Below are 12,386 nucleotides of genomic sequence, written 5' to 3'. Positions count from 1 at the left end.
AAGCTCATTATATGACCTTATAAAGATGATGCAATACACTAATTCACGGCTGGTTAAAGTAAATGTCAGTACGGTCGATTAAAGAAAATCAGTGTCCTATGCTTTTTATTGGACGCTCAGAATTGGCTTGGAGAGCCTTGTATGGAATTTGTCGTTATTACTTTCTTTGGATTAGCTATATCCACGCTGGTGGTGCAATACACTTCTCGGCGTACTAACGGAACAACGTTAAGTTATTCCCAGTCTTTTAAGGTCGTCTTAATTCGCAGTGGAGTGGCTGTGGGGGCTGGGTTTTTGATTGGTAGATTGTTCTCAGTAGCGATTTCAAAAGGCTTTCTGAATAAGGATGTTTTGATAGAACAACCTCTGGTTGTTGCAGGTATAGTTGCGTTTTGCGGCCTAGCTTCGTTCCTGGCATTTCAGTGGGGTTACTCAAAGATTTCCGGCAAACAGGTCTCTCTGTTGTCAGCTCTCAAGTTCGCAGTCAAAGAGATAGGGTACTTTATGTTACTGCTTGCTGGAGTGTTTGTTCTTTCGTTAGCTCTGTTTGGTATTGTGGAGGTTATGGCGAGTAATGGTTCTGAGTTGTCTATCCGGTCTTGATTCGATGTGTGATGTTATTTCGGTGCTCGGAAACATCACCAAACCGGGTTCTAATTCATTGATTAGCCTCTAGTGCTATTTATCTTCTTTGCTTTCACCAAAGCAGTTCCTATGGACCGAAGGAAACACAACTAGGTAGTACCAAGCATTACATAAAGCCTTCGGTATCTTCAAGACATTCATATCTGCATGATTTTTTATGACGTTCATCGTATGGCGATAGTGAGCTGGATACCACGTTTGCAAAGGTAATAAAGCTCGCAATGCTTGAGAATCGGACTTCTGAACTGGCCGCAAGGCAAGTATACACATTGATTTTCTGGATTAACGCAAGACCAGCAAGTAGTTTCGTTTATTCTAGGACCTGCACTGTTGGAGTATTTAGGTTGCTAATTGGTAGAGCTCCCTAATTTGGTTTTGGGGTAGGTTTGATACTGATTCATAGACATAAGGTGTGATCGGTTAACTGATCGGGTTTGTATGTTAATTGGATTGGTGTGTTCTGGTGCGTCATTTGCGTTTTATCACGCTATGTTCTGGTGCGTCATTGTTAAGGCTCTCGTTCGAATTTTACCTGGCAATCATGTTTGGTATCCGATTGGTGATTTGTAGAGGGCAGCGTTGTGTTTGGTGGTGATCACCTAATGGAGGCAAGCTGATAGGCTGTAAGTCATTATTTCGACTCTGACATTAAAGCCTTTGCTGTGTCTCAATGCGGCTCTTAACAACGTGCAAATTCTGTGTATCAGTAAGGTTTGTTGTGAGGTGACAAATGATGTTTTTATCCACAGAAAAAGTGGATAAGTTTTGTACTAACACCAATTCCTCTGTGTCTTGTGAGTGCAAATTACCCTTGCTTAACTTGCGTATAAAGCTACTAGTGATAGCAATCCCATAGCGAACGCACCGCTTAAACATAGTTGCAGCACACGACGGCATTTAACTTGTTTGTCTGTCATAAAGCGCTGTGTGGCACTCTCATAGGAGAAGTGAGCAAATTCACCTCGCAATGTATCACTGGTTCCGTTAAAAGCGTTAGAGAGCTTTCTAGGTGCTCTCTCGCTGATCCTTTCACTCACTCGTGATCGTTTGATCATTTTTTCACATTTGCCTAATTTTGCCATTTCAGTGGCTGATACAGAATTCATGTTGGTCTCCTTGGTTCATTGTTCTTATAGTTCAACCTTTCGCTTATCAATAAGTTTTTCGTAGTCATTCAGAAGCCTACGGATCTTCATTAGTACATTTGAGCGTTGTCTTAGCACTGCGTAGTATTCTTCGGTCATTTTTATGGACTTGAACTCATCGTCAGTGGCTTTTTTGAATGCTGACAAGTCGTATTGATTGCCTGTCCCTTTCTTGAGGTATGTTGAATACACTTGGGATTTACCCCCCTTTGGATCTGGCTTGAAACGGTTTAAAAACCATTCGGCAGATAGGCTTCTTCCATTCATTCTTGCCCTAGTTCCGAATCGCCATTGATTATTTTCGTCCTCTTCTTCTCTGGCTATTCTGTTTGATGCCCAATGTACGTCTGCTCTTTTCTTTGCTTCAACGATAAGAACTTTCATCTCTTGCTCTAGTGCGGTTTGTATCTCTAGAACAAAGTCTCTTGATATTGCTTCAATGTCATCAAGGTACAGTTCAGATCTTTCATCCTCATTTTTGGGATCTAACAAAAGATCCCAGTCTATATTTGCCTTCTTACTGGTTTTATCCGTACTCATTTCTTAGGCTCCTGAGCTGGCTTTAGCGTGGCTAATAGCAAAATTCCTAACCAATTCCTATCCAAATACCTATCTATCTGGAGGATTTAACTCTTTTATCCAGATAGATAGGTACTCTCTTACGATAGCTCGTGAATTAATTTTGTCAACGCTCTATCTATCTGGATAATTTGTTACCAATATCCTAGATATTGCACTCTTTATGATTATGTATCGGTTTTATCCAGATAGATATAGGATTTTTACTCATAAATATTTCACTATACACCAGCGAAGTTATTAAAGAGTCTTGAGCAAATGCTTCGATTGTTGCTTTTTTTGGTTTTTTAATCGAAAAGCAATCTAAACGCCCCTTTTGGGCAATTGTGGAGGCGGTCTTGGTAAATGTCGTGATGTAAATTGTCTCTCATCGGCTGAATTGCATCTAAAAGCCATCTTGTGATTACTTTTTGATTTAATAGGAGTGGGGCATGTTTGTTCTTGGTCTAGATATTGGATACTCAAACTTAAAACTTGCATACGGAGAGAAGGGGGAAGAGCCTAAGGTTGAAGTTCTGCCTGTAGGCGCTGGGCCAGCAGAGCTTATGCCTCAGCAGTTAATGGGAGGCGCGTCTAATTGTATCCTGGTGGACATAGACGGAGAAAAATGGGTCGCTGGGGTAGAGCCAGATCGATTGCAGGGTTGGGAAAGAGAGCTACATGGTGATTATCCCTCAACCAAATCGTATAAGGCTTTATTTTTAGCTGGCTTACTTTTGAGCGGACGTTCAGAGATTGATGTTCTTGTAACTGGTCTTCCTGTTGATCAGTTTATGGATAAGTCTAAGAGAGATGCACTTGTTGAACGTCTTACTGGTGAGCATCAAATTTCACCTAAAAGAAAGGTGCTGGTGAAATCAGTTGTAGTCGTGCCTCAGCCTGCCGGAGCGTATATGGATGTGGTTAGTTCTTGCGATGATGAGGAACTGTTAGAAATCATAAATGAAGGTCGAACAGTTGTTATTGACCCTGGGTTTTTTAGTGTTGATTGGGTCGCTCTCGAAGAGGGGGAGGTACGTTATCAATCTTCTGGTACGTCTCTGAAAGCAATGTCTATGCTTCTACAGGAACTAAATAGACTAATACAAGAGGACTATGGTACGGGACCTGGATTAGAAAAAATCGAAAAAGCTATCCGCTCGAATAAGAAAGAATTGCTTCTACACGGTTCGAAAGTTCCTCTTGGTGAGTACTTCGATAAGGCTGCGTCTAAGGTTGCTCCAAATGCATTAACGCCTATGAAGAAGTCTATGCGTGAAGAAGGTATGGCTGCTGATGCTGTGTTGCTTGCTGGTGGAGGAGCTTCGGCTTACAAAGAAGCTGCAAAAGAACTGTTCCCTCATTCAAAGGTTGTGGTTCCTTCCAACGCAGTGGCATCGAATGCTCGTGGTTTTTGGTTCTGCGGCTAGTTAAGGGGGACATATGGCTAGTAGTGATTGGGATGGGAAAATTAGTAATTTCAAAGTCTCAGAGCAGGCATTTCCCGAGCTTTATCAAGAGCTATCTCAAATGCATCATAAGGAACGTTGTGACCGTCTTAGATGTTTAGCTATGTTAGGTATGTATGCTCTTAGAGGTGGGGCAATGACTACAGTCCAACACTCTAGCTCTCCACTTGAAGAGCAGGTTGAAGAGAAAAATAATAAGTTAGACAAAGCTAGGAATGGGTTGAAAGGTAAATTGCTGCAAAGTGTATGACGCAGATTGTAAATAGAGCGTTGTTCCAATAGAAAAGGGGTGAGAAATCACCCCTTTTTTAATCAATGAGCAAATCAAGCATAAGAATAGTTGCTTTCATGGGTGAGCGATTCTTCTTCATTTTTTCCGCTACATGCTTGGTTTTTACAGAAAGGGCAATCCACACTTGTTCTTTGATTAACTGATGTGAAGTAGTTGCACTTGCAGCTATGACAAGTTTCTATCATAGCTTCACCAGAACGCAGCTCTTGGGCTAAACACCACGCATCGGTGATGTCGAGCATCTGCCAACGAGTTCCTTTCATTCCAGGCGTCTCATTTCTAATAGCGCAATACATTTGGTAAGCCACATGGAGTGCATCAATGTTTATTGAACGAAGGGCCGCTTCGCCAGCTATATTGTAATAAAGCTGCATCAATAGAGACGCTTCAATCTTTGATGTATGGCTATGAATCAAAGTTGCACCTCCACGCGCAGTTCTACTCTTCCTGCAAATTTCAAGACCTTCATCTTCTAGCTCTTTGTACATTCTACGTACTTGCTTGTAGGTAAGCCCTGTTTCTACCATGATGATCTTGGTAATGTATCCAGCCAAAGCCATGTTCCTAGCCGATATCCATCGGGCCAAAGAGTTTGAATTACAACTCATTGCCGCCTCCCGTTGTAGTTATAGATTGTTGATGCTTCTTTAAAATAAGGTGTGTAACCCTTTGTTCGTCACTGTCCAGAATTTCTCTCACCAGCTCAGGTGAAAACCTGATCGAAAATGGCATGTCCTGGCTACATGCTAAGTTTCTTAGTTGATTATCAGAGGCTTGAGATACGATTTTTGTAAGGTTGACTGATACCCCGAAAGTTTGCGCTGCAATATTAATGTCTTGCTGTGACACTTTTCCCATAAGCAGCCAATATGCAGCCCCAAATCCAGAGTCAGAAGAAGGCGTCAAACAAATTTGATCGAAGGATTGCTCCAAGTGTGAGATATAGATTTTTTCTGGCGAGGAAAGCTTAAAAGAAAGGATCACACCTGATGATAAGAGCTCTAATTGATGCTTTGTAGCATCCGCAAGTGCTTCCACTGTTTCCAGTGGAAGAGAAAATTGCTCCGAGACTTCTCGTGGGTGGATTTCTGCTAGGTGCTTCAACAATGTCCATAAAGACAGATCAAATTCGTAAACATTTCTATCAGCCTGGGATTCACTAAGAGAGGCAATATTCATATTGTAAGAACATGAGTAGTCCATCCTAAATGCCCTCAGTATCCAAGTTTCTATAAATGGCAAGGATTCGACTGCCGTAATTTCTTGCTCTAGCTTCATCAGACCAGGTGTAATAACGACCGATGCCTAGCTCCAAATCTCCAGGAGCGGACGAAATGCACTGGGCTAAGTAACCAGCTCCGACGTCAACGTTTTTAGCAGGGTCCAAGAGCTCATCTGGAGAACTTACTTTATCTCCATGCCAACGTAGATTGATTTGCATCATACCTACGTCAACATTTCTTCCGTGCTGAGCGAGAAGTGCATCGAGTTTTAACTTGGCTGATTCGAGAGAGGTCTCGTAATGAGGACCACCTTTGAGTGTCCTTAATGCCCAAGGCCAAGGGCTAATGTTTCCATCACCTCGACCTGTAGCTGACTCAGCCAACGCAACAGAGTACAAAAGCTTCGCTTCTACACCGTGTTTTATTGCTGCCTTTTCGAATACTGTACCAGTTAAGTCAATCGCGTTTGCTACGCTAGACATCCCGAGCAACGTAATTGCTATAAACTTCTTGACCCTTGCCATATATGAAAACCCTTATTTTCCTAGCCAGTCCTTCGGGGTGATCCCTTAAACTTTCAATTTTTCTTTTGGTAATCCGTCTTCGTATCTTTCCGGCCATATCTCAGTAGGCTTTTTGTTTAACGCTTGTGCGATAACGTACTCCCAGCGCGGGGACGGTTCGTACAAAGTGTTAGAAAGTACTTGTCGAGATGTTTTGTGCTCCCTTGCCAGGGATGCCAGGGATTTCCCTTGTATCTTTAATTGATACTTTATCCAACTGCGTTTCTGTTCTTCGTTTTGGGGAATTTCGCTATTCAAATACATCCTTTGTCTCTCTATTACCAAACTCTTTTTAAAGTTGCTTTCTTGTCGTTTGTTGACATTTCTTGACGTATTATGACCTTATTTATAGGATCATAAAGTGAGCCTGTCAACAGAAAAAAACTTTAAAAATAGTTTTATCTTGCGTGGTAGCGTTTTTTGCAGTAAGCGAATTGAAATTTGAAGTTTAATTTTTATGCAGGTGCTTTTGACCTGCTAGAATTTTATGCCCAGTTGGGTTGGAGTCATGGGCTATAGGCGTACCATTCGGGGGAGTGGTACGAAGAGGCAGAGTACCAAAAAGGAATGTACTCTACGTGTGTGTAGTAAGCTAAATAAGGTTTAGGAACCGAGCGGGCGCTGGTTTCTAATAAATTCACAACTAACCCTAAGGGTGATTCTTATTAATACTCTGACTTGCAGATGGGATCAGATGCAATTGCAACCATTACATTTGACCGAATAGGGTGCATTTTAACCACTAATAAAATTCTAATCAACTGATTTCACAAATGGTTCTTTATTATATTTAGCGTATTCATCACATTTTTGCTGAGTGAAAGTCACATTTTTCATATTTTTCTATATGAAGATGGCGCTATAGGCACTTTCACATGTGAAAGTGAGTAGTAGAAGACGGATTCATGGTTGCATTATTTGATTCTGTGTTATATTGGTATTATGAAATTCGTTGAGGGTAAGAGCATGAAGCATGTCATTAATATTATCGGTTTGTTTCTGTTGCTGCTGGGGTTTGTTATGGCAGCGGATACTGCTTGGGGATGGGCTTTGATGTCTGTTCCTGTAATGTACTGGACGTTGGGGTTTGTGTTATTGGTTCATAAAAGTCCATTTGCAGCGATTGTTTTCTGGTCTGCTGTCGCATACATACAGTGGCAAGTAGCATTGGTAGCAATGATGGCTTTTATTCTTTTCGTTGGGATGCGCGCTGTTTATTCTGGTGGTGTTAATAAAATAGGAACTGGGAGATGCGCAAAGAAAAAACGACACAATCCCGCTACAGGTTTGCCAATGATGGGCCACAAAGGTATGGATGTAGATTCAAATGGTAATCCTTTTAATACCTTCTAAATAAAAAGGAGCACTTGGTGCTCCTTTTGGATTCGGGTGAAAGGGAAGAATTAATCGAATTGCTGATTTGCAATGTTGTAGCCACGAACGGCAGTAAGATAACTTCCTGATCTATCTCCAGCGTCACCTGCATTTTGTAAAACATTCACAAGTTGGTCTGTAAACTCTTGGTTTTGTTGAGATAAAACAGGGCTGCCATCTTCATTCATCATTACTGAACCATTAGCATCAGTTTCAGCATACTGCATTTTTAAGTTGTTAACAGCTTGACTCATTCTATCTTGGTTAGTATCAAAAGATTCAGCATAAACAGCCGCTTGTTCGTTTGTTAAACCGTATCTCGATGTCCCGAGCTCAGCCATAGTTTGCTTGAATTCATCTCCATATTGTTCCATGAAATTAGCTGCTGCACTACCGCCAGCTTCCGCTGCCGACGCTGCCGCTGCTGCGTAGAATGCCCCTCGTTGTTCTAAGCTCATTCCTTTCGCTGCTTCTGATAGATCCGACTCTCCCGTTAACCACTCTTTGGCTGCGTTGTAACCGCTAGCTGCTGCGCCAACAACATTACGACCTAATTTTGCCGCTGCAACTGCCATTTCTCCGCCAAAGCCGTACTCTTCGGATATATAGTCGTCACCACGTTGAGTCGCTTCGATAAACTGGTCCCTTTGTTCTGGTGTCATGGTTCGCAACTGATCCATTGCATTTGAAAAATCGCTCGCTGTCGCCTGTCCACCAGCTACTGCTGCACCACCAACTTGCTCAGCTCTTCGAGCTAACCAGTCTCCAGTATTGTCTACTGCCCCCCAAGTGGAAGCGCTCCATGACATATCCGGCAAAGCATTGAGCATATTATTTCTTGCTTTTTGCTCTTCTGGGCTAGAAACAGCTCGGTTAGTCTGATTTGCAAGATTGCCTAATTGTTGGAGGTTTGCATCATGTTCGCCAGTTACCGGAGTAACAGGAGGTGTTGGTGGCGTTTCTGTTACCGGAGCTGTGCCAGACGTACTGATTGTGTTCTCCCTAAAATTGGAAGGTAAAACAGGACCGCTTCCAACGTTGCTGCCAACTGTCTGCCCTAAATTCTCTGGCACAGTCGGAGGAGTGAGGCCGCTGTACTGTAGAGGGTCGCTTTCAAATCCGCTATTTCTCCCGGTAGCTAAGTTGATTGCACTAACAGCAGCTTGGAAGCCTCCAACTTGTTGCCCTGGCTGATAGTTGTTGGTATTTGTCATAGCTGTCAGTCTAGCTGCCGCTTTAGCTACACCTGGGTCCATGCCATAACCACGATATCTTTGTTCGAGATTTGCCGCTTCTTTTCGAACTGAGTCCGGTGCATTTTGATAATGTTGGTTGAGGTAATCCATTGCTTCTGGCGAGCGAGCGACTTCGCCACCCAATGTTTTAAAGTCGCTATTTGTCATCGAGCCCATAGAGTTTTGCAATTGATCCATTGTTGTATATGCATTAGTGGCAGAAACAAGCTCTTGTGCAGACTTAGATAGATTTTGAGATAAATTATCACCCCATGACTGTTTAAAGGATTCGCCACCTTGTCTATTAATGCCATGAGCTAATTGATTGGTAAGTGCCTGAGAATCAGTCTTCCCCCATGAAACATTTTTCATGAATTGCGATACATCACTGGCAGACCATGTTGACGTATCTGTTGCAGACGATTCCGTTTTTCCCTGGGCTTGAGCAGTTAGACCTACAATATCACCACCACCGCCTTTGGCTCCATCTTCTTGAGAAGGTATAGTTGCCAAACCAGTTCCTTTGGAGGGACCTTTAACTGCATTTTTTACTGCTGCACGAGCGGTGCCCATCAGTGGCATTACCATTGCCGCAGCTTCTTTTACATCTAAAGAGCCTGTAGCCTGCATTGCGAACGCGCCTTTTACAGCATCGGCATGTTGATCATCAACTTGAAACTTATCCATGAAGCTTTTAGCTTGTTGATTAACCAACTGGCTTTGTTGAGTGTTTTGTGAACCGATTGTTCGGCCAATGCTAGAAAGACGGGAGTATGCTTGGTCTTGTGATACGCCATGAGAAAAACCTCGGCCAAGGGTGTCTGAGAATGCTTCTGACTTCTGGCTTTGTACTGCCCTTGCTGAGCTAACCCCGCTTCCAATAGATGAGCCAAGAGAAAATGAACTGATCATGCTTTCCGCTCCTGTTGCCATCGTCCCACTAAATTGGTTGTGGTTATATGCAGGTTGACTGTTCATTACTGGGCCTTGATTCAAAGCGTCAGGCGACTGAATTTTCTCATTGACATGATCAGAACCGTTAACCCTGTTAGCTAGACTGGTAAATGCGTATGTTGATCCTGTCACTATGAACAGTGAAATAATAGGAGTGGCTGCTGCTAACATTCCCCCCGTAGCGATCCAGTTCTGTAGAATGTCTCCTGTTGAGGATAATGCATACATTGAGTTTAAGCCTGGTGTAGACAGGCTTGCCATTTCATTAGTCGCTGCTGTATGAATGAATAGGTTTGTTATAGATAGAACTGGCATCCATAGCTGTATCCAGAGAACCGTTTGGAAGTATTTTCCTGCCAACGTCATTCCCATTGAACCCATAACGATGATAAAGCCCATTATAGGAGTTATCGCGTAAACAAAACCTTCAAAGAACGTTAACATCGGTCTGACGACTGACATGAACATAGATTGCTCTGCTGCCCATTGAGTGTTTCGCTGTTGAATCGCTTGGTTAATCATCAATGCAGAACCATAGTCTTGAAGGTCCTGGTATCGTCCGGCAGCTGCTTCATAATACAAAGGCTCTAGTAGAGCGACTTTTGTATATTCTACTGCTGAGGTGGAAATTGCTCCTACTGCTTGTAATGAGTCAGCTATCTTTGTTAGAGCATTTACACCTGTATAGGTAGGATCTACACCAAGTAGATTGTTTAAAGCGTTATTTACATTGGACCCACTTAGGTTATTTAATGCCCCAACAATGCCAACCCCCTCAGCTGTAGACCATGCCTCACTACAAGTAAAATCACCACCATCGGGATTCGACGCGTTTAGATATACACGCGTTCCGTATAGTGAAGAATTGAATTGTAAGGCTTGATCTAAAGGGAGTGTTAGAAGCTCATCTAAGCTCATCAGGTTGAGATCTACTTTTGTTAGCGTACATTCTCTAATGTAATTAGAAACTGAGCGACGAACATCAACATAGCCACCACCTTGCTCTTGGTTTAGGGCTGTAAAAATAGCGCTATCGTACACACCGCGTCTTACATCATTCAGTAGCTTGAGTGTTTCAGAAAAGTGAGTTTCAGTAACATTGGGTACGATAATGCCGTAACCAGTCTCAAATAATTTTGTTAGGGTGTAGCCAACATTCGATATAACACCTCCGGCAAAGCCTATACCAATCGGCACGTTTGCCACAGGACGAACTTGCCCGGTGTAAGCATCTTCAATCTTGACTAATGAAGTCGGTACGAAGAAGCAGGCGTATAGTAGCCACCCCATAAAAATTTGCTGAATATTGATCTGTTTTGCCCCTTGGAAAACAGATTGAACGGTTATCATCACTACACCAATAAGCAACCCAACACTGACCATCTTGGTGAAGTCATTGGTCCCCGTGATCATGGCTACAGCAATTAATATCTGCTCAAGAAATGCTGAGTCGCCAATGGAGTAAATAGTAAATTCAGGCATGAAGTTTTACTCCTTTGTTCTTGGTGCTTTAGTTAGCGTCGATAACATATATTTTTGCTTTCGAACGTTATTTAGGAGGTTGTTGTACTTTTCGATTTGAGAAGAGAGATCTCCATATTGAGCTGTAAGAATTGAGTATTCGGCTCTCATGTTGGCTTGAGATTCACGTAATACTTCCAACGCTTGCTGTTTATAAGGACTATCACTGTTTGATATAGCAATAAATGCAGCTCTGAAAAGCTCATTAGTAAATGAATACATCATTGCTAGAGAAATCGCTCCAGACGACTCTGAGGCAAATAACATTGCAGAGTCTTTAGATAGAACAGAAAGATTTCGGATGATTGCACCTATACCAACAGGTAAGCTAGCTAAAAAGTTTTGCTCGCTAGTTGATAGTGTTCCAGCATTACTAGCAAACTTGAAAATAATACCTGTAGATGTACTTGAACCAATAAGCATATCTTCAATTTGGCTCTTTATGCCTGTGATGTTGACGGTTTTAACACCGCCACCAGTTGCCCCAGCGCTTAGGCAATTTTCAGTATCTGAACCACATGAGTATATTTCAACGTTACTACCAGTGATTAGATCTGAAATTTGGATTTTATTGCCAGGTAAAGTGGTGATTGGTGTCGTTTTTTCCGTAATACTTGCGTGTGAATCATTAACAATATCACCGATTATTACTGTTCCCGTCACAGACATTATGGCTTCTAGTAATGTGTTGTCTCCGTATGTGAACCATGCGTTTGCATTATTTTTCTTCAATTGCTTCCAGATGATATTACCAATCATTTTCTTGTACTCATCTGGGTTGTTTGATTTCAATTGTTCGAGTGGTGTAGAACCGCCTTGCTCTTGCTTAGATGAGAATACATCGTCAAACAGACCCGTTGTGGTAGCTGTAATGGAAGCGTCAGTTTTGTGTTTAACATCGAATGAAGAGGTAGCGTCATTTACGATACCTTGTGCAAGTTGACAAGAATTACCCAAATATTGGTTTAATTGTTGTATTTTCTTTTGGAAGTTTTCTATCCATTTTGCACCATCAGGAAAGACGTTATCCAATGCTAATTGGAATGCGTATCCCTTTGCATTTGCAGCTACCGAACGCAGCAAAGTGACGATTTGTTCTGCGTTAACAAAGCTCAATGAGCCCCCAAATAGGTCAACACCACCACAACCAGCTTTCCATGATGGAGGTGTGAATGACACTAGGTTTTCATTAAATATGCGTGTTTTCGTGGTGTATCGACCACCAGCCAGAACCCCTCGACGCTGTGTTTCAAATACGCCTGGTTGAGTGACATTGCTCATTTCATTGAAAAGGGCGTCCATTTCAGACTTTAAGCCGTTAGCTGTAGATATACTCGGTACTGTCCACAGAACGGATGCTACGCAAATAGCGAGAGCTTTCTTCCGCAGCTTGTTCTTTCTGAACAT

The 12,386-nt window shown here is 42.3% G+C and carries 12 protein-coding genes; 4 read left to right on the top strand and 8 right to left on the bottom strand.

All coding sequences use genetic code 11. The annotated features are described in order from the left end of the window. Positions 1 to 141: 141 nt before the first annotated feature. Positions 142 to 603, top strand: a complete 462-nt coding sequence (locus QF117_RS21585; RefSeq protein WP_014386844.1) for a hypothetical protein — start codon at positions 142 to 144, stop codon at positions 601 to 603. A gap of 857 nt (positions 604 to 1,460) precedes the next feature. On the opposite strand, the gene QF117_RS21580 is transcribed toward QF117_RS21585, so the two are convergent. Both QF117_RS21580 and mobI read right to left on the bottom strand, forming a co-directional pair. After that, the gene (locus tag QF117_RS21580) at positions 1,461 to 1,751 is read right to left on the bottom strand and encodes a hypothetical protein (protein ID WP_282389561.1); all 291 of its coding nucleotides are present in this window, start codon (positions 1,749 to 1,751) and stop codon (positions 1,461 to 1,463) included. A gap of 24 nt (positions 1,752 to 1,775) precedes the next feature. Next, positions 1,776 to 2,330, bottom strand: a complete 555-nt coding sequence (gene mobI / locus QF117_RS21575; RefSeq protein ID WP_014386842.1) for a conjugative transfer protein MobI(A/C) — start codon at positions 2,328 to 2,330, stop codon at positions 1,776 to 1,778. 470 nt (positions 2,331 to 2,800) lie between these two features. Between mobI and QF117_RS21570 the strand changes: the two genes are divergently transcribed. Further along, positions 2,801 to 3,778 (top strand): ParM/StbA family protein, encoded by a 978-nt coding sequence (locus QF117_RS21570; RefSeq protein WP_017086038.1) that lies wholly within the window; start codon positions 2,801 to 2,803, stop codon positions 3,776 to 3,778. 13 nt (positions 3,779 to 3,791) lie between these two features. Next, complete coding sequence (locus QF117_RS21565) at positions 3,792 to 4,067, top strand: hypothetical protein (RefSeq protein WP_053309117.1); 276 nt, start codon at positions 3,792 to 3,794, stop codon at positions 4,065 to 4,067. Positions 4,068 to 4,141: 74 nt separating this feature from the next. Here the strand turns inward: QF117_RS21565 and QF117_RS21560 are convergent, their stop codons facing one another. The 4 genes from QF117_RS21560 to QF117_RS21545 are packed head-to-tail and all read right to left on the bottom strand — an operon-like array spanning position 4,142 to position 6,159. Further along, positions 4,142 to 4,717, bottom strand: a complete 576-nt coding sequence (locus QF117_RS21560; RefSeq protein WP_014386839.1) for a FlhC family transcriptional regulator — start codon at positions 4,715 to 4,717, stop codon at positions 4,142 to 4,144. Continuing rightward, positions 4,707 to 5,288, bottom strand: coding sequence for a hypothetical protein (locus QF117_RS21555; RefSeq protein ID WP_069541871.1), 582 nt, complete (start codon positions 5,286 to 5,288; stop codon positions 4,707 to 4,709). Before QF117_RS21555 ends, QF117_RS21560 begins: the two co-directional genes overlap by 11 nt. Before the next feature lie 25 nt (positions 5,289 to 5,313). Further along, a complete protein-coding gene (locus QF117_RS21550; protein ID WP_014386837.1) occupies positions 5,314 to 5,856 on the bottom strand; it encodes a transglycosylase SLT domain-containing protein in 543 nt (180 codons plus the stop codon). A 45-nt stretch (positions 5,857 to 5,901) separates the two neighbouring features. Next, a complete protein-coding gene (locus QF117_RS21545; RefSeq protein WP_032073043.1) occupies positions 5,902 to 6,159 on the bottom strand; it encodes a helix-turn-helix domain-containing protein in 258 nt (85 codons plus the stop codon). A 702-nt stretch (positions 6,160 to 6,861) separates the two neighbouring features. Here QF117_RS21545 and QF117_RS21540 point away from each other — a divergent pair. Next, complete coding sequence (locus QF117_RS21540) at positions 6,862 to 7,248, top strand: hypothetical protein (protein WP_109320325.1); 387 nt, start codon at positions 6,862 to 6,864, stop codon at positions 7,246 to 7,248. 50 nt (positions 7,249 to 7,298) lie between these two features. On the opposite strand, the gene QF117_RS21535 is transcribed toward QF117_RS21540, so the two are convergent. Both QF117_RS21535 and QF117_RS21530 read right to left on the bottom strand, forming a co-directional pair. Next, positions 7,299 to 10,940, bottom strand: coding sequence for a conjugal transfer protein TraG N-terminal domain-containing protein (locus tag QF117_RS21535; protein WP_282389560.1), 3,642 nt, complete (start codon positions 10,938 to 10,940; stop codon positions 7,299 to 7,301). A 6-nt stretch (positions 10,941 to 10,946) separates the two neighbouring features. Beyond that, positions 10,947 to 12,386 carry a conjugal transfer protein TraH gene (locus tag QF117_RS21530; protein WP_014386833.1) on the bottom strand — a complete coding sequence of 480 codons (1,440 nt, stop codon included), beginning with the start codon at positions 12,384 to 12,386 and terminating at the stop codon, positions 10,947 to 10,949.

The sequence above is a fragment of the Vibrio sp. YMD68 genome (assembly GCF_029958905.1).
GTDB lineage: Bacteria > Pseudomonadota > Gammaproteobacteria > Enterobacterales > Vibrionaceae > Vibrio.
This window is presented reverse-complemented; position numbering and strand designations above follow the sequence as displayed.